This window comes from Mesorhizobium sp. M0051, assembly GCF_040323235.1.
In the GTDB taxonomy this organism is placed as follows: Bacteria; Pseudomonadota; Alphaproteobacteria; order Rhizobiales; family Rhizobiaceae; genus Mesorhizobium.
The window spans coordinates 24,574-42,160 of record NZ_JAMYUT010000043.1 but is presented as its reverse complement, the minus strand read 5'-3'; the positions used below and the strand labels follow the sequence as shown (position 1 = coordinate 42,160).

Sequence of the window (17,587 nt, the reverse complement as noted above, 5' to 3'; positions counted from 1 at the left end):
GCTAAACACGGGAGCTGCGCGGCGGACACGCCGACGTCACAGCTACCGCCACGCCATTTTTGCAGAACTTGACGCACACAACTGCCAAAACGCTTTACTACGGCGGCAGGGCGGGCATGGAGGTCACAATCGTCAAGGCATCCGGCATCGGCTCTTCGCATGCCAGGATACTGACCGGGCACACAAGGCGGAATGCAATCGCCTTCTGCCGCGACTATGTTGGCAAGGTGACCGAGGACTGCATTGCCAAGGAGTTGCAAACGCCTTTGCACCTCGAGATCACCGCTAACTGCCGGACCGGCAAATTCACCACCCTCTATGGTGCGAACATGCGGTTCCAGGGCCGCAACCCCGATGCGGACGCGACGACGGACTATTTGATATCGGACACCGACGACAATGTGGTGCTGGATGGCTCGGGTGCCTCGGGATACGACTACACTCTGGACCAGTTCAAAGCCCTGTGCCCCAATCGCGTGCGCTAGGACCATTCGCGAGGCATTGCGGCGTTGCCTGGCCCGCTAAAGCCTGAAGATTGGAGTGTGGCAGGCACAGCCATTTGTCGATACTCGTCATCGCAGTTTGACGCCTCCGGGCGTGTCGTGAATGCAGCGGAGGCCAAAGAGCATGACCCTTACCAACCGGGACATCGTCGAATTGACCGCGTGGCGGCGCCAGTTGCACCAGCATCCGGAAATCTCGAACGAAGAGGAGAAGACGGCAAAAGAGGTCGTCGACTTCCTCGCCGATACCAGACCGGACAAGGTGCTGACCGGCTTGGGCGGCCACGGCGTCGCGGCCATATACGACAGCGGCAGAGCGGGGCCGACGGTGCTGTTCCGATCGGAGCTCGATGCCTTGCCGATCGAAGAACTTTCGGGCGTACCGCATTCGTCGCGCGTGCCTGGCAAGTCGCATATGTGCGGCCATGACGGACATACCGCGATCCTTGCATCCCTCGGCCGCCAGCTCGGGCGCGAGAGGCCGGCAAGCGGCCGCGTCGTGCTGATGTTCCAGCCGGCGGAAGAAACCGGCAATGGCGCGGCCGGCATCGTCGCCGATCCGCGCTTCGGCGAGATCGCGCCGGATTTCGCCCTCTCGCTGCACAACTTGCCCGGCGTGCCGTTCGGCGAAGTGCGGCTCAAAACCGGCGTGGTCAACTGCGCCTCACGCGGCATGCGCATCGTGCTGGAGGGCAAGACCGCGCATTCGTCGATGCCGGAGACCGGCGTCTCGCCGATGCTGGCGATCAGCCAGCTGATGCCGGCCCTGCCCGCGCTCGGGCGCGGGACCTTCGCCGATGACGACTTCTCCATGATCACCGTTACTCATGCCGCGATGGGCGAAGCCGTGTTCGGCATCGCGCCTGGTCATGCCGAGGTGTGGGCGACACTGCGGACCCGCCGCGACGAGCGTATGGCTGACCTGTGCGCCGCCGCCGAGGCGCTGGTCGCGAAGATTGCCGCCGAGCATCGCCTCGCTGCCCGGTGGGACTATCACGAAATCTTCGTCGCCAGCGTCAACGCGCAGGATGCGGTGGAGCACCTGCAACGCGCGCTCGGCGAAGAGGGCGTCGCGCACAGCGAAGAAGCGCTGCCGATGCGCGCCTCGGAAGATTTCGGCCTGTTCGGCCACAGCGCGTCATCGGCGATGTTCTTCCTCGGCGCAGGCGAGCGGCACCCGGCATTGCACAATCCAGACTATGACTTTCCCGACGAGCTGATCCCGATCGGCTCAAGGATTTTCATGCGCGCGGCACGCAATGTTCTGGGCTGACTCGATGTTGGAACAGCCTGACGCAGATGGACATCCGCAGCTGGCGAACGCAGCGTGCGCTAATGCCGCTTGAAGTACTGGACCTCACGCTCGTGCTTCTCGGCGGCCTCGCGCGATTTGAACGTACCGAGATTTCTGCGCTTGTGGGTTTTTGGATCGACCTTCCGGGAATAGAGTCGGAACTCCCCGGACTTCAGCTTGCGGATCATGGCAACCTCCTGTGCCAATATTGAATTCGTCAGGGCCACGCCGGTTCCGTCGGTCCATGCGGGCTGCGGCAGTGGCGAGAAGCGGTTGGCGACCTATGTCAGAGCGCGGGTGGAACGCGAGGACGGAAATCAGCCTTTAGATCGAAAGGAACACGCAGTGCCAAAGACGCCGAAGAACACGATTTGCCTCTGGTTCGACAAGGACGCCGAGGCTGCGGCTCGTTTCTACGCGGAGACCTTTCCAGACACCAAGGTGGGTGCCGTTCACCGTGCGCCGAGCGATTTTCCGTCCGGCAAGCAGGGCGATGTGCTGACGGTCGAATTCACCGTCGCCGGCATTCCCTGCATCGGACTGAACGGCGGCTCCGCGTTCAAGCAAAGCGAGGCCTTCTCGTTCCAGATCGCCACCGACGATCAGCAGGAAACCGACCGCTACTGGAATGCCATTGTCGGCAATGGCGGCCAGGAGAGTGCGTGCGGCTGGTGCAAGGACAAATGGGGCGTGTCCTGGCAAATCACGCCGCGCACACTGATCGAGGCGATGGCGGCCGGCGGCGACGAAGCCAAGCGCGCGTTCGATGCAATGATGGACATGAAGAAGATAGACGTCGCAGCGATCGACGCGGCCCGGCGCGGCTGAGGCTCTTTCACTGCCGAGTTTTATCTGACCTTGATGACGACCTTGCCCTTGGCACGTCCGCTTTCGACGTAAGCCAGAGCCTCGTTGGTCGCTTCGAAGGGAAATATCCGATCGACAACCGGGCGGATCGCTCCGGATTCGATGAGGGATGCAATCTTGCTCAACTGATCACCCTGCGCCCACATGAAAAGGAACGAGAACTTCACGCCGCGGCGTTTGGCTTTGGTCCGGATATCTCGGCTCAACAGGCGCAGTATCAGCCTCAGCACGGGGTTCAGTCCCTTTTCCCGGGCGAATTCGGGATCCGGCGGACCGGAGATGGAGATCAATTTCCCACCCGGTTTCAGCACATTCAGCGATTTTTCAAGCGTCTTTGCGTCCTGGCTGTTCAAGACGACGTCGTATCCCGACAGAACTTTCTCGAAATCATCTTTCTTGTAGTCGACGACAACGTCGGCCCCGAGCCCCCTGACCAGATCGGCGCTCGCCGCGCTCGCGGTTGTCGCGACGGTCGCGCTAAGATGCTTTGCCAATTGGATGGCGAATGTGCCCACGCCGCCGGAGCCCGCCTGGATGAAGACTTTCTGTCCCTTCCCTAGGTTTGCCCTTTCAATGAGCGCCTGCCAGGCGGTCAACCCCACCAGCGGGACCGAGGCCGCCTCTTCCATGCTGAGATTTTTGGGCTTCAGGCCGACGTCGGCTTCGTCCATGGCGATGAACTCGGCGAATGCACCGATCCGTCCATCGCGCGGCCGTGCATAGACATCGTCGCCAGGTTTGAACTTGCGGACTTTCGATCCCACGCGGACAACCCTACCGGCCACGTCATGGCCCAGGATAAAGGGCCTGCGATAGGGCAGGATGAGCTTGAACTCTCCGGTTCTGACCTTGGAATCGAGGAGGTTCACGGCCGCGGCGTGGACCTCGACCAGGACGTCATTGTCCCCAAGCACCGGCTCCGGCATCTCGGCCAGCCGCAGAATGCCCTTCTTGTTATATTTATCGACGACAAATGCCTTCATGACAGTGACTTTCTGAAGAAGTGTTTGTTGATGTTCCGGGACGAAAAACCGCCCTGAGAGAGGCGTCAGGCATCAAGCATCAAGGAAGGCCAGGGCCTTCAAGACGAAATCGGCGTGGTACTGGAAGACCCCGCCATGTCCCGCATCGGGATAGATCACCAGTTGCGCTCCAGGGATACGCCGGGCGAGATCGTGCGTGTTGCCGGTTGGCACCATCCTGTCGTGATCGCCGTTCGCAACCAAAGCAGGAATTCGGATGGCGCTCAGGTCCTGCGGCGCCTGCAGTCCGTAAGCCTTGATCGCCTTGAGCTGAGCGCGGAACGCGCTCAGCGATACCGGCTTGTCGCGATCGGCGTGGCGCTCCGTCAACCGCTGCAGGAAAGCTTTGGCGGCGCGGCGCCCATTCGCCGTCCTTGTGAAGAAGAGATAGTATTTCGGATCCCGAAGAGTAAGCGCCCCCTTGATCATGTCGACGATCGTCAACGGCGTCACCTTGTCGATGCCTTCGCCACCGGCCGGCCCGGTGCCGGCCAGGATGAGCTTGCGCACAAGCCTGGGCTCGCTCAGCACGATCTCCTGCGCCACGAAGCCGCCGAGCGAAAAGCCGAAGAGATCTACTTCTTCGAGCCCCAGCGCCCGGATAAAGGCGACCGCATCCCGTGCCATCTCGGCAACGCTTGACGGCGTTTTGCCGCCCGAAGCACCGATGCCCCTATTGTCGAAGGCAATCACCCACCGGGTCGCGGCGAGGCCATCGACGATGCGTGGATCGAAGTTGTCCAGTTGAGCAGCGAGATGGTTGAGCAGGATCACCGGTACGCCGGTCCTGGGGCCGAGCTCCCGGTAGACGAACGCCGTGCCGCCGACATCCACCGAACGCGTCGGCGTGTCCTGGAACGACGCCGGTGAGCGGGGCGACTGATTGAACCTATGCGTCGTGCTTGGCACCTCCGTCTTGTGGGGACTGGCCAATTGTGTCGTCGTTGCTAGGCGCATGTGCGTGAGATCCTCTATCTGACTGTTGTTCAGACCGGCAGGCGGAACTGCTTGCGCAGGCTCTTGTCGAATATCCCCGCAGGGGCAAAGCGGCGCAGGAGGCTGACCTGGCGCGCGGCTTTGCCGGCGGTATAGCGCCGTCGCGGATTGGCATCGGTCGCCGCCTTGACGACCACCTGGGCCACCACTTCCGGTCGATCGGCTACAGGCATCACATCGCGAAGGAGCGCTTCGAGCCCGGCTCGTGCCCGATCGTATTCTCTCAACAGGGAATCCGGCGCGATCCCGTTCTGGTCGAAGACGGTGCGGACAAATGCCGGTTCGATAACCGAGACGCGGATATTGAAGGCACGAACCTCGTGGTCGAGCGATTCCGAATAGCCCTCGAGCGCGTGCTTGACCGCCGAATAATAAGCCGAATACGGCGCCGGCACGAGGCCCAGCACCGAGCCGATGTTGATGATGCGTCCCTCGCCGCGCCGCCGCATCGACGGCAATACCGCATTGGTCATGCGGATGACGCCGAACAGATTGACGTCGAACAGGGCGGCCTGCACCTGTGCCACGGAGGATTCCTCGGCGCCTCCGAGCAGACCGACGCCAGCATTGTTGACCAGGAGGTCGATCCGGCCGGTCTGCGCGAGCACCGTTGAGACAAGTGCGGCGACGGCCTCACCGTCGGTCACGTCGCAAATCAGCATGGTTACCCCATCCGGGCCGTTGGCCTTGCGGCGGCTCGTTCCGAAGACGGTGAACCCTGCCCGCACCAGCGCCTCGGCACTGGCGCGGCCGATGCCCGAGGAGGCTCCGGTAACGATCGCGGTTTTTCCGGAATTCATATTCATTTCGTGCTCCAAACTCATGGGGGCTAGCTTTTTTGTGCCCATTGAATTACAGTCATACTATCAGATTATGACCATAATGCAATAGCAGAGAGGAATAGCAGCCATGCGTTACGAAAAGGGCCGGAAAGACGCGTCACGCAGCCGAATCATGGAGGTCGCCGCCGACCGTTTTCGCGGCGACGGCATAGCCGCGTCCGGACTTGCAACCATCATGAGCGACGCCGGGCTGACGAACGGCGCGTTTTATCCCCACTTCCAATCCAAGGCGGAGCTTGTCCGCGAAAGCATCGCGGCGGCCATGGAGCTTCAGGCACAGCAGCTGGCGGAAGCATTGGCCTCGGGTGGTCCGGAGATGGCCATAGAGACGTATCTGTCGGCCGAGCATCGGGACAACCCGGGAAAGGGCTGCGCGTCAGCCGCGCTGCTGCCGGAGCTGGCGCGTCAGCCACCTGAAACGCGCGACGCCTATACCGACCATTTGCTGGCTTTGGTGCGCCAATTGGGTGAGGCACTTCCGCGGGCCAAGGACCCGGAAGGCGTGGCGCTTGCTGTCTTTGCGACGGTCATCGGTGCGCTTCAAATGGCCCGCGCTGTCAAAGGAACCGAATTGTCCGATCGCATCCTCGCGGCAGGGAAAGACGCGGCGCGGACGCTGGTCCAGCCTCACATGGGCATGTAAAGGACATCCTCAAACGGATTGGATGCAACGCGCAAAGCTCCGCACAAGCTCAACCTTGTGCGATCTGCCGAAGTCGCGCAGCCGACGGCGACCCTAAAGGTCGAGAGCGACCGTCATGCCGCGGACTTCGGCCATTTCCAGCAACAGGTCCTGCAGTGTTTCGTCCAGCCCAGCACCGGTCAGCGTCAGAAGCTCCCTGATGCTCTCTCTCATCGATATGACGGCGGCACCTGTCTTCTCGGCGAGCAGCCGTCCGACGGCCGCTCGGATCAGGTCGTCCTGACCAAGCATTGTTTCACCTCCCAACGCCTCCCCCACCGGCAGTTCCGTGAATGGGTCGAAAATCGAGAATGGGCCTGTCGGCTCCTCCAGGATTTCGAAACGCTCCCATCCCAAACCTCCCCTGCACAAAAGCAGCTACCAGCCGATACTCCTAAAAGGTTCACTCCGCGATATCTTTTTCGCGTCTTGGTTGTAGCGAATGCCGGCAAGCTAGTCATGGCGTAGGACTGCACGATCAAAATCCCTGAGCGCTGTTCTAAATGCTGACGCGTCTCAACTTATTGGAAGACATGCGGAAAACGCAGGGATAGGAGCATGCCGTAGCGGTCGGCGAAGCCACTGACCGACCTTGCAGTCGCGATCTGGCGCGGATGACCGATATCGTCGAGCGATAGAGGAAGGCGGCCAGCGTCGAGGCCTAGCCTACTGCCTACTGCCTAGTGCCTACTTCCCGCAGTGATGATCGTTGATCTTGTTCAACGCATTCGCGTCTGGCCCGACGCGATGGTAGGAGCACGCGCCGGCCGCCGTCGTGAACAGCTGCTGATCATAGTAACGCGGGCCGCCGAACAAGATGTCGATGAGATCGCCTTCGGCGGGAACGTAGCGTTCGGAGTGGGCTCGGCGGTCGTAATGCCGGTCGCCAGCGAATGCCGGGGCACAGAGGCTTGAGCCCATTGCCACAGCGAGAGCTAGGATCGCAACGCATTTCGTGGTCATCGGCAACATCCTCCCGGCCATTCCGGAATCATACCATACATCCAAAATCGCCAGCCGGACAAAAGTTCCAACGAAGACCTCGATAGGTCTTGCCGAAGCAGGCCACCTCGCTCATCCATGGCGCGTGGAAATGTGGGACCAGTGATGACCGATGGAAGCCTTCATCTCGTCGAAGCGACGATCGGCCAATTGCGCCGCGCGCTCGACGACGGCACTGTCACCAGCGTCGAACTGGTCGGTGCGTATCTCAGGCGCATCGCGCATTTCGACCGCCACGGCATAACTCTCAACGCCGTCCCGGTGCTCAATCCAGCGATGTTCGAGGAGGCTGCCGCCTCCGACGAGCGGCGGCGCAAAGGTGCCGTGCTCGGGCCGCTCGACGGCATCCCCTACACCGCCAAGGACAGCTACAAGGTATCTGGCCTGACGGTGGCCGCCGGCTCGCCGGCCTTCGAGCATCTCGTCGCCAATGAGGACGCCTTCACCATCGCCCGGCTCAGGGCAGGCGGTGCCGTGCTGATCGGCCTCACCAACATGCCGCCAATGGCCAATGGCGGCATGCAGCGCGGCGTCTATGGCCGTGCCGAAAGCCCCTACAACGCCGACTTCCTTGCTGCGGCCTTCGCGTCGGGCTCATCCAATGGCTCCGGCACGGCGACGGCAGCCAGCTTCTGCGCCTTCGGGCTTGGCGAAGAGACCTGGTCGTCCGGCCGCGCGCCGGCGACCAACAACGCGCTGGTCGCCTACACGCCGTCGCGCGGCATCATTTCGGTGCGCGGCAACTGGCCGCTGGTACCGACTATGGATGTCGTGGTGCCGCACACGCGCAGTGTGCCTGACATGCTCGAACTGCTCGACGTGATCGTCGCCGACGACCCCGTGACCCAAGGCGATTTCTGGCGCGCGCAGCCCTGGATCATCTTGCCGAAAGGCTCCGACGTGCGGCCGCCACGCTATGCCGACCTCGCACTGGCGGGATCGTTGAAAGGCATGCGGCTCGGCGTGCCCAAAATGTATATCGGCCGCGACAGCGAAGCGGACAAGCCGATCGAAACCCGGGCCTCGGTGCTTGCATTGTGGGAGCAGGCGGCGGCCGATCTCACGCGGCTTGGCGCCGAAGTGGTGGAGGTCGATTTTCCGGTTGTCTCCAACTACGAACGCGACCGCCCCGGCTCACGCACTATGGTCGAGCGCTGGCTGGTGCCGCAAGATTTCGCCGAGCGCGAACTCTGGGATCTCTGCATCTGGGGCTGGGACGACTTTTTGCGCGCCAACGCCGATCCCGCCCTGCCCGATCTCGTTTCGGTCGATGGCCCCAAAATCTTCCCGCACCCGCCGGGCACACTGCCCGACCGCTACGAAGGCGGCTTTGACCTGGCCGAGTATGTCGAGCGGGCGCGAGCCGGCGTCACGCCTTTCGCGGAAATTCCAACGCTCGAAGAGGGCCTGAAGGGGCTGGAGACGACGAGACGGATCGATTTCGAGGACTGGCTGGATGCACTGGGCATCGACGCGGTGGTGCTGCCCGCCGCCGCCGATGTCGGCCCGTCCGACGCCGACGTCAACGATGCATCCGCCGCCATTGCCTGGCGCAACGGCACCTGGGTCGCCAACGGCAATCTGGTCTGGCGCCATTTCGGCATCCCGACCGTCACCGTGCCGATGGGAACGATGGCCGATATCGGCATGCCGGTCGGCCTGACCTTCGCCGGCAAGGCTTATGACGACGAGAGACTGCTGTGCATGGCCGGCGATTTTGAGCGCTCCACGCAGCGCCGCACCCGCCCGTCACGCACGCCAGAATTGGTCGACGATGTGTTTGCGGGCCGCCCCGACGCAGGGAGCAGCAAGGCGCCTTCACTCACAATAACGCTCGCCGCCGAGACGCGGCCTTCCGGCGATCAGGACGAGATCGTCGTCACGCTCGACCTGCCTAGTGACGTCCCTGAAACGGCCAGCGTGAAGGTACACGTCAATGGCGAGGCGGTCGCGCTGCGGCGAAGCGGGACACGCTTCAGCGGGCATGCCCTCGTCCCGGCCGCCGAGCATCGGCGGCTACACAGCGTCTGGCGCGGCTCGTATGGGTCGATCGTGACGGCCGTGGTGCTGTTGGAAGATGGGCGTAGCGCCGGCGCTTATGTGGTCACCGGCGGCATCGAATGAGCGGGGAAGAAACTCAGCATCCACGTCAAGTTCCTTCGCGCCCCCCTCTGTCCTGCCGGACATCTCCCCCACGGGTGGGGAGATTGGCAATTTCGATGCCGGCTCTCTCCCCGCTAGGTCGAAGATTGGCAAAGACCGCGGTGACGGCCAATCTCCCCCCTCGTGGGGGAGATGTCCGGCAGGACAGAGGGGGGCGCCATAGAGCACCAGTTTTGCCGCTCTGCGCCGCGTCGCTTCGCTCCTTGCTACGCCCTTGAGACTCAGCGGCTCTCGGCAAAAGCAATATCCCGGCGAATGGCGTCCCGCTTATCCTGTGACAGACCGGCAAGCAGGCCTTCGTCGAGATAGCCTGCCCAAATAAGACCCGCGAAGACATACAAAAGCTGAGAGTAGCGGTAGTCGAACATCCGGTCGATCTCCCGCCGCCGTTCACGCAAATAGTCTCGACCTCCCACATGTCGGCGGCGACTGTCGCGGCGTTGGCTTTGCTCTTGAATTCGGCCATCGTCCTTGCGAGCGCCACCTCAAGTGCCGCGTCGAAGGCGCGGCGTGCGATCTTCTTTTCGGATGACGACCAGCTTTCCCTGGAATCCATGATTTTCTCCGTCTTTCGATCATTCCATCGCAAAACGCCGCCAGACGGCCCTCTCAATCCGTCCTTATCCACACGCCCTTGGTATTAAGATATTCGTCGAGGTGCTCCGCCCCGCCCTCGCGGCCGTAGCCGCTCATCTTGTAGCCGCCGAAGGGCACTGCCGGGTCGATGGCGTGGTAGGTGTTGACCCAGACCGAGCCGGCGCGCAGGCGGTTGGCCAGTTGGTGCGCCTTGCCGAGGTCGCGGGTGAACACGCCGGCGCCCAGCCCATAGGGCGTGTCATTGCCGCGCCGCACCACTTCGTCCAGCGTGTCGAACGGCAGCGCCGAAATGACCGGGCCGAAGATCTCTTCGCGGGCGATGCGCATGTCATCGGTGACGCCGGAAAAGACGCTGGGCGTGATGAAGTTGCCCGCTCCAAGCACACCTTCGGTGATGCGCTTGCCGCCGGTGACCAGCCGCGCGCCTTGCCTTGTGCCATCCTCGATGAATCCAGCGACGCGTTCGAGTTGCTTGGGCGAAATCAGTGGCCCGATCTCGGTCTCGGGGTCGGCGCCGTCGCCGATCCTGAGTTTTTCCGCATAGGCCGAGACCCGCTCGACGAATTCGTCATGGATCGGCCGTTCGACGAACAGCCGTGAGCCGGCGATGCATATCTGGCCGGAATTGGCGAACACCGACATCGCCGCGATCGGCACGGCGCGCTCAAGATCGGCATCGGCGCAGACGATGACCGGCGACTTGCCGCCAAGCTCCAGCGAAACGCGCTTCATGTTGCCGGCCGAGGCGCGCAGGATGTTCTGGCCGGTCACTGTCGAGCCGGTAAAGACGATCTTGTCGACGTCCATATGGGCGGCGAGCGGCGCGCCGGCCTCGGCACCAGTGCCGGTGACGACATTGACGACGCCGGGCGGCACGCCGGCCTCCATCATCAGCGCGCCGATCAGCAGCGGTGTCAGCGGCGCTTCCTCGGAAGGTTTCAGCACGATGGTACAGCCGGTCGCCAGCGCCGGGCCGATCTTCCAGATCGAGGCGGCGGTCGGCGCATTCCACGGAATGATGGCGCCGACGACGCCTACCGGCTCCTTGCGCGTGTACGAGATGATCTCGCCCGGCAGCGAATTTCCGATCGTGTGGCCATGGATCGATGTCGCCATGCCGGCATAGAAGCGCAGCATGCCAAGCACGCGGTTCTTGTTGGCCAGCGTACGCACGATGGGCATGCCCATATCCGTGGTGTCCGAAAGCGCGATCTCCTCCCAATGGCGCTCCATCAGGTCGGCGATCTTGAGCAGCAGCACCTGGCGCTCATAAGGCTTGAACCGGCTCCACGGCCCGTCGAAGGCGCGCCGGGCCGCCGCCACCGCGAGGTCGATATCGCTGGGATCGGAGAGCGGCACGGTGCCGATCACGGCGCCCGTGGCGGGATTGCGCGTCTCGAAGGTCCGGCCGCTGAGCGCGTCGCACCAGGCGCCGTCGATCAGCATCTTGCGGTGCCGGCCATCGATGGGCGTGTGCAGCGGCAAATCTGCCACCGAGACCGTCATGCTCATGTCCTCATTTCCGCTGATCTATCGGGCGGCCCAGATAAGACCCCGCTCGACAATCAAGGCCATTTCCGGGACCGCGAACTCGTCGGCATTGTGTCCCAGAGCGCTGTAAAAAACCTTTCCAGCTCCATAGCGACGTTTCCAAACGACCGGCATGACGACGCCACCTATTCCCGGGAAATGCGCGTCGGTGAAAATGGTCGTCGCGAGCACATCGTTGCTCGGGTCGACATGCATGTAGTACTGCTCCGACCGGTAGGCGAAATCACCGATGCCTGATGTGATCGGGTCATCCGGCCTGGTGATAGCGACCCTATAGTCGATAATGTCGCCGGGATGCGCCACCCACTGGCCACCGGTCATGAACTGATAGTCGGGTTCGTTGCGAAAACTGTCGCCCATCGTGCCGTGAAAGCCGCCGAGCCCGCTGCCTCCGCGAACGGCAAGCGTCAGGTTCTGAAGTTCGGCTTTCTCGATCGTCGACATCGTGATCACCGGCACGATGAGATCGAAAGAGGCAAGCTCCGGATCGGCGAACATCGCGGTGCCCTGGCCGAGCGTGATGTCGAATCCGTTGCGCTCAAGCAGCGAGCTGATGATTTTGCCGCTGCGCTCCGGTGTGTGACCTTCCCAGCCGCCCCAGGCGATCAAAGCCTTCTTCGCCATGGTATATCTCCCTGAAATGATCCGTCTTGAGCGATCCGGTGTCAGCGCCAGCCCAGCGCCGGGGCAACATGGGTCAGGATCGCCTCGATGACATGCGCATTGTAGTCGACGCCGAGCTGGTTCGGAACGGTGAGCAGCAGCGTATCGGCCTCGGCGATCGCCTCGTCCTCAGCCAGTTCCTTGATCAGCACGTCCGGCTCGGCGGCGTAGCTGCGGCCGAAGATCGCCCTGGTGTTCTCCTCGATGAAGCCGATCTGGTCGCGGCTCTCATTGCCGCGTCCGAAATAGGCGCGGTCGCGATCGTCGACCAGCGCGAAGATGCTGCGGCTGACAGAGACGCGCGGTTCACGACTGTGGCCGGCAGCCTTCCAGGCCTCGCGGTAGATGCGGATCTGCTCGGCCTGCTGGACGTGGAACGGCTTGCCGCCCTCGTCGAATTTGAGCGTCGAGCTTTGCAGGTTCATGCCAAGCTTCGCCGCCCATTCCGACGTGGCGTTGGTCGCTGCACCCCACCAGATCCGCTCGCGCAAGCCCTCCGAATGCGGCTCAAGCCGCAGCAGGCCAGGCGGGTTGGGGAACATCGGCCGTGGATTGGGCCGTGCGAACCCCTCGCCGCGCAGAGTGTCGAGGAAGACCTCGGCGTGATGCCGCGCCATGTCGGCGTCGCTTTTGCCTTCCGGCGGCGCGTAGCCGAAATAGCGCCAGCCGTCGATCACCTGTTCCGGCGAGCCGCGGCTGATGCCGAGTTGCAGGCGGCCGCCGGCGATGATGTCGGCCGCGCCCGCATCCTCCGCCATGTAGAGCGGATTCTCGTAGCGCATGTCGATGACGGCGGTGCCGATCTCGATGCGGCTGGTCTTGGCGCCGACAGCCGCCAGCAGCGGGAACGGCGAAGCGAGCTGGCGGGCGAAATGATGCACGCGGAAATACGCTCCGTCCGCGCCAAGCTGCTCGGCCGCGACGGCAAGATCGATGGATTGCAAAAGGGCATCCGATGCCGAGCGCACCTGCGATTGCGACGAGGGCGTCCAGTGCCCAAACGACAGGAAACCGATTTTCTTCATAGCCATGCGATATAAGGATGCGCGGCAGGCTTCAATGCAAAAGAAGTTTTCCAGCGCCCGGATTAGGGCTCACGCATCGCCATTTTCGAAGGCACCGATGCCTTGTGCGATGAGGTTGGTCGCCATCACCAGCGAGACGATTGCCGCGGAATTGAACACGACCACCCACCATTTGCCGCCGGTCAGGAAGCCGTAGCCGTCGGCGACGGCCAGTCCCCAATCGGCCGACGGCGGCTGGATGCCGAGGCCCAGAAAACTCAGCGTCGCGATCGAAAAGAACGCGTAGCCCAGCCGGGTGACAAGTTCGATGAGGATCGTCTCCCTGATGTTGGGCAATATCTCCAGGAACATGATGGCAAGCGCGCCTTCGCCGCCAAGCCGGGCGGCGCTGACATAGTCGCGCTCCTTCTGCTCGCGCACGGCGGCGCGGACGGTGCGCGCCACCAGCGGCGCGTAAGCGATGCCGATCACCAGGATGACGGTCAGGTTCGACGGCCCGATCGCCACCAGCGTCATGGTGACGAGAACGATGAACGGAAAGGCCATCAGCGTATCGAGCAGCCGCGCACCGATGGCATCGGTGAGGTCATCGAAATAGCCGAGCACCAGGCCGATGATGCTGCCGGCCGCAACGCCGGCCAGCGTCGCCAACGGCGCAACCAGCAGGATGTCGCGCGATCCAACCACGATGCGCGACAGCACGTCGCGGCCGAGCTGATCGGTCCCGAACCAATGCAAGGCATCGGGCGGCGTCAGCGTCGCCAGAAAATCCTCGGCATAGGGATCGTAGGGAACGAAGAGATTGCCAAACAGCGCGCAGGCGACCCAGAACAGCAGCAGCAGCGTTCCAATCACGACCGATGGGGGCAGTCCGGAGAAAGCACTGCCGATCCTGCGCACCGCTGGCAAACCAACCACAGCGCGCCGCGACGGCGGAGATTCCGTCAGATCCGTCATGGCGAGGTCCGACGGCGCTGCCGCGGATCGAGCAACGCCAGCACGAGGTCTCCCACTGCCGCCGACAGCACGAAGGTTGCCGCCATCACCAGCACGCCCGCTTCAAGCATCGGAAAATCGCGTGCCTTGGCCGCGTTCAAAACCAGATTGCCAAGCCCCTGGATGCCGAACAACGCCTCGATCACCACCAGCCCGCCAAGCATGTATCCGGTCTGCGTCGCCAGCACCGCGATGGTCGGGGTCAACGCGTTGCGCAGCACGTGCCGAAGGATGATCTCGCGTCGATTCAAACCTTTCAGTACGGCGGTGCGTGTGTAGTCGGCGGCCATCGCCTCGATCACGCCTGCCCGCGTCATCCGGGCAATATAGCCGGCAAGATTGAGCACCAGCGGCAACGCCGGCAGGATCAGATAATAGCCATGCGTCCAGAAGCCCGCGCCATCCGGCGCAACGCCTGAGATCGGGAACCAGTTCAGCCACAGGCCGAAGACGATGAGCAGCATCAGGCCGGACACAAAATCAGGAACGATGCCAAAGGAGACGCCTGCCATCACGATTAGCCGGTCGATGAGGCGGCCGGCGTTGAGTCCGGCAACGACCCCGGCGCCCACGCCGAGTGGAACGAGAAAGATCAGAATAATGGCGGCAAGGGCCGCGGAACGCTTGAGGCTCTCCAGCACGAAGGGCGCCACAGGCCCGCGCATCGACAGTGAGGTGCCGAAGTCACCTGTAACCGCCTTGCTGAACCACAGCCAATACTGGACGACAACCGGCTGGTCGGCACCGAGCTGCTTGTTCAGCTCCGCCACCGCCTGCGCGTCGGCAAACGGCCCGAGCATTACGCGGCCGACATCGCCGGGCAGAACCTGCCCGGCGAAGAACACCAGGACACTGACCAGCCACAGCGTAAGGACGAGTGTGCCCACACGCGCTGACAGAATGCGGCCGGTCAGCATGTCGCGATCATGCCTGGACGAAGGAAACGCGATCGAGCAGCAGATGCGAGATCGCGGTGAAGCGCACGCCCTCGACCTTTGAGCTGACAATCCGGCTGTATTGCGAGAAGTAGCTGATGATCGCCGGCGTCTCGTCGAGCAAGAGGGTCTGGATCTTGCCGGCAACGAGGCGCTGCGCCTGCAGATCACGTGCCTTCGAGTAGTCGAGCAGCAGCGCATCATAGGCCGGGTTGTTGAAATGCGCCGCGTTCCAGGCTCCCGAGCTCTTCAGCGTGGCGTTGAGGAAGATATCGGGAGTGCCGCGATGGCCGTAGTCGGTGATGCCGAGCACCGAATCCAGCCAGGGCGAGCTGCCGAAAGTCGCCGAGCCGTAATAGGCGTCCTGTGGCAGGACATTGAGCTTGACGTCGATGCCGGCCTTTTTGGCGAAGTTCTGGATGATCACCGCGTAATCGGGAATGTCATAGGCGCGTTCGGTGGTCAGCGTCACCTCGAAGCCGTTCGGCACGCCCGCCTCGCCAAGCAGGCGCCTGGCCTCGGCGATGTCCTGCTTGCGCTGCGGCACCGACGGATCGGCCGAGGGGAAGATCGGCGCGAACGGCGTGTCATTGCCGACGATGGCGCGGCCCTTGAGCAGGCCCTTGACCACCGCCTCGCGGTCGATGGTAAGCGCCAGCGCGCGGCGGATGCGCTTGTCGGTGAACGGCGCCTGGTCGGTTCTGAGATGCACCTGGTCGTGCGAGCTTGCCTGCACGCTCAGCAGCTTGAAATTGGGATTGCCCTCGATCGCCAGTTCCAGACGTGTCGTGCTCGGGATGACGTCGAGCTGGCCGGCCTGTAGCGCCAACACCTGCGCCTGCTCGTCGTCGAAGAACTTGATCTCAACCCGGTCGGGCAGCGCCTTGTCGCCCCAGTAATCCTCATTGCGCACGAAGCTGGCGCCCTGCTTGGGACGGAAGGATTCGAGCTTGAACGGGCCGGTGCCGTTGAAAGTCTTCTCGAAATCGCCGGCATAGTCGGCCGGCAGGATGACGGCGTTGTAGACGTCGGAGGAGACATAGAAGGGGAAGTTGCTGTTCGGACCGTCGAGATCGAAAGCGACTGTCTGCTCGTCGACCAGCTTGGCACCACCCTTGGACAGGATGCCCTTGTAGGCCGACAAGGCAGACGAGCCGCTGGCCGGATCGACCAGCCGCTCGAAGCTCGCCACCACGTCTTTGGCGGTGACCGCACGGCCATCGTGGAATTTCACCCCTTTCCGCAATTTGAAGGTCCAGCGGCTGGCCGTCTCGTCGGCTTCCCAGGACAGGGCAAGCTTCGGCTGCAGCCCGTCCTTGGGGTCGTCGAGGATCAGATATTCGCCGACCTGGCTGATCACCCCGATACTGGCCGGATCGGTCACTGAAACCGGATCGATCGCCTTGGTCGGCTGGCCGAGCCCGACACGCACCGTGCCGCCTGCTGCGGCGGCAGCGCGCGCGCCTCCCAGCCCCTGCGAGGCGGCAAAGCCGGTCAGGCCAAGCAAAGCGGCATATTTCAGGAGATCGCGGCGCTTGAGAAAGCCGTCTTGATATTCGTCGACGGCGACATTCCAGATGTCTCCCGACAGATTGCGAAGTGCGTCGATATCCCTGTGTTTGGTCATGTTAAAACCCCTGCTCTGAAATGAAGATTGAAAGCTATGCGACGGGTTCGCCGTCGAGATGGATGCGGTCCACGGCCTGCGGATAGAAGGCGATGAGGCCCTTGATCTTAGGCATCTCCGCGATCGGATCGCGATAGCTCCAGGCGATGTCCGGGCGCACCGTTCCATCGCTCAGCAGACCGGACCAGTAGGAGGCGATGCCCTTGTAGGGACATCGCGTCGTTGTGACGGACGCCGTCAGCCGCTCCAGCCGGATGTCTTCCGCGGGCAGATAGAAGCGGGTCGGCAGATGCGTCTCGAACAGCAGCACCGGACGATGGCTGTCGGCGATCGGTTCGCCGTCGAACCAGACCTGCACATGGCTCGTGCTTTGCAGCACATCGATGCGCGCATAAGGGTCTCGCGCATGGACGAAGACCTCTTCGTCCTCCTCGAACCATTGGTCGACGGCCTTCCAGGTGAAGGCGATGCGGCCGGCGAGCGGTGCCAGGTTCTCATCCGGCGGCGAGATGAAGGCCCACGCTGCGTTGGCACTGCGCCTGTCGCCGCTGTCGATATCCCAATAGGCCGTCTCGCCACCCACTGGATGCGGTTCGCGATGCAGCGAAGGCTTCAGCACCGACGGGTCGACCGCTGACGGCGGGAAGAAATAGATCGGCAGGAAATGGTTGGAGCGCAGCACCAGCACGTTGCGGCTGTCGGCGATGGTGCGGCCACCGAATTTGACCCGCACGCGCTTGGGGCTGTGCAGAACGTTGACGAGCTGCGGAGCGGTCGCTTCACGAGGCTGCAATCTTGGGGCGACGGTCATGATCGTTCTCC

General features: G+C 63.0%; 19 protein-coding genes. 5 read left to right on the top strand and 14 right to left on the bottom strand.

Features of this window, described 5'->3' with window-relative positions:
- Positions 1-116: 116 nt before the first annotated feature.
- Together NKJ90_RS30365 and NKJ90_RS30360 are read left to right on the top strand one after the other, a co-directional pair.
- A complete protein-coding gene (locus tag NKJ90_RS30365) occupies positions 117-485 on the top strand; it encodes a hypothetical protein (protein ID WP_352487503.1) in 369 nt (122 codons plus the stop codon).
- 142 nt (positions 486-627) lie between these two features.
- Positions 628-1,776 (top strand): amidohydrolase, encoded by a 1,149-nt coding sequence (locus NKJ90_RS30360; RefSeq protein ID WP_023759549.1) that lies wholly within the window; start codon positions 628-630, stop codon positions 1,774-1,776.
- Positions 1,777-1,835: 59 nt separating this feature from the next.
- Here NKJ90_RS30360 and NKJ90_RS30355 read toward each other — a convergent pair whose 3' ends face one another.
- Positions 1,836-1,985 carry a hypothetical protein gene (locus NKJ90_RS30355; protein ID WP_023759550.1) on the bottom strand — a complete coding sequence of 50 codons (150 nt, stop codon included), beginning with the start codon at positions 1,983-1,985 and terminating at the stop codon, positions 1,836-1,838.
- Between the two features lie 157 nt (positions 1,986-2,142).
- Here NKJ90_RS30355 and NKJ90_RS30350 point away from each other — a divergent pair, with 157 nt between their 5' ends.
- The gene (locus tag NKJ90_RS30350) at positions 2,143-2,625 is read left to right on the top strand and encodes a VOC family protein (protein ID WP_023759551.1); all 483 of its coding nucleotides are present in this window, start codon (positions 2,143-2,145) and stop codon (positions 2,623-2,625) included.
- A gap of 20 nt (positions 2,626-2,645) precedes the next feature.
- Here NKJ90_RS30350 and NKJ90_RS30345 read toward each other — a convergent pair whose 3' ends face one another.
- The 3 genes from NKJ90_RS30345 to NKJ90_RS30335 form a co-directional block, all read right to left on the bottom strand.
- Positions 2,646-3,647 (bottom strand): NADP-dependent oxidoreductase, encoded by a 1,002-nt coding sequence (locus NKJ90_RS30345; RefSeq protein ID WP_023759552.1) that lies wholly within the window; start codon positions 3,645-3,647, stop codon positions 2,646-2,648.
- A 72-nt stretch (positions 3,648-3,719) separates the two neighbouring features.
- Complete coding sequence (locus NKJ90_RS30340) at positions 3,720-4,643, bottom strand: alpha/beta fold hydrolase (RefSeq protein ID WP_084025433.1); 924 nt, start codon at positions 4,641-4,643, stop codon at positions 3,720-3,722.
- Between the two features lie 29 nt (positions 4,644-4,672).
- Positions 4,673-5,488 (bottom strand): oxidoreductase, encoded by an 816-nt coding sequence (locus NKJ90_RS30335; protein WP_352487502.1) that lies wholly within the window; start codon positions 5,486-5,488, stop codon positions 4,673-4,675.
- 103 nt (positions 5,489-5,591) lie between these two features.
- Here NKJ90_RS30335 and NKJ90_RS30330 point away from each other — a divergent pair, with 103 nt between their 5' ends.
- Entirely contained in the window at positions 5,592-6,167 is a 576-nt protein-coding gene (locus NKJ90_RS30330) for a TetR/AcrR family transcriptional regulator (RefSeq protein WP_023759555.1), read from the top strand.
- Between the two features lie 93 nt (positions 6,168-6,260).
- Here the strand turns inward: NKJ90_RS30330 and NKJ90_RS30325 are convergent, their stop codons facing one another.
- Both NKJ90_RS30325 and NKJ90_RS30320 read right to left on the bottom strand, forming a co-directional pair.
- Positions 6,261-6,458 (bottom strand): hypothetical protein, encoded by a 198-nt coding sequence (locus NKJ90_RS30325; protein ID WP_023759556.1) that lies wholly within the window; start codon positions 6,456-6,458, stop codon positions 6,261-6,263.
- A 435-nt stretch (positions 6,459-6,893) separates the two neighbouring features.
- The gene (locus tag NKJ90_RS30320; protein WP_023759557.1) at positions 6,894-7,169 is read right to left on the bottom strand and encodes a hypothetical protein; all 276 of its coding nucleotides are present in this window, start codon (positions 7,167-7,169) and stop codon (positions 6,894-6,896) included.
- Positions 7,170-7,313: 144 nt separating this feature from the next.
- On the opposite strand from NKJ90_RS30320, the gene NKJ90_RS30315 reads away from it, so the two are divergent.
- Complete coding sequence (locus tag NKJ90_RS30315) at positions 7,314-9,332, top strand: amidase (protein ID WP_023759558.1); 2,019 nt, start codon at positions 7,314-7,316, stop codon at positions 9,330-9,332.
- 260 nt (positions 9,333-9,592) lie between these two features.
- Here the strand turns inward: NKJ90_RS30315 and NKJ90_RS30310 are convergent, their stop codons facing one another.
- From NKJ90_RS30310 to NKJ90_RS30275, 8 genes are all read right to left on the bottom strand, one after another.
- Positions 9,593-9,739, bottom strand: coding sequence for a hypothetical protein (locus NKJ90_RS30310; protein ID WP_023759559.1), 147 nt, complete (start codon positions 9,737-9,739; stop codon positions 9,593-9,595).
- 241 nt (positions 9,740-9,980) lie between these two features.
- Positions 9,981-11,474, bottom strand: coding sequence for an aldehyde dehydrogenase family protein (locus tag NKJ90_RS30305; RefSeq protein ID WP_023759560.1), 1,494 nt, complete (start codon positions 11,472-11,474; stop codon positions 9,981-9,983).
- A 24-nt stretch (positions 11,475-11,498) separates the two neighbouring features.
- Complete coding sequence (locus NKJ90_RS30300; RefSeq protein WP_023759561.1) at positions 11,499-12,143, bottom strand: ThuA domain-containing protein; 645 nt, start codon at positions 12,141-12,143, stop codon at positions 11,499-11,501.
- 41 nt (positions 12,144-12,184) lie between these two features.
- A complete protein-coding gene (locus NKJ90_RS30295) occupies positions 12,185-13,207 on the bottom strand; it encodes an LLM class flavin-dependent oxidoreductase (RefSeq protein ID WP_023759562.1) in 1,023 nt (340 codons plus the stop codon).
- 69 nt (positions 13,208-13,276) lie between these two features.
- Entirely contained in the window at positions 13,277-14,164 is an 888-nt protein-coding gene (locus tag NKJ90_RS30290) for an ABC transporter permease (protein ID WP_023759563.1), read from the bottom strand.
- The gene (locus NKJ90_RS30285) at positions 14,161-15,120 is read right to left on the bottom strand and encodes an ABC transporter permease (RefSeq protein WP_023759564.1); all 960 of its coding nucleotides are present in this window, start codon (positions 15,118-15,120) and stop codon (positions 14,161-14,163) included. Before NKJ90_RS30285 ends, NKJ90_RS30290 begins: the two co-directional genes overlap by 4 nt.
- 7 nt (positions 15,121-15,127) lie before the next feature.
- Complete coding sequence (locus NKJ90_RS30280; protein WP_023759565.1) at positions 15,128-16,765, bottom strand: ABC transporter substrate-binding protein; 1,638 nt, start codon at positions 16,763-16,765, stop codon at positions 15,128-15,130.
- Between the two features lie 34 nt (positions 16,766-16,799).
- Entirely contained in the window at positions 16,800-17,576 is a 777-nt protein-coding gene (locus NKJ90_RS30275; protein ID WP_023759566.1) for a DUF427 domain-containing protein, read from the bottom strand.
- Positions 17,577-17,587: the final 11 nt, after the last annotated feature.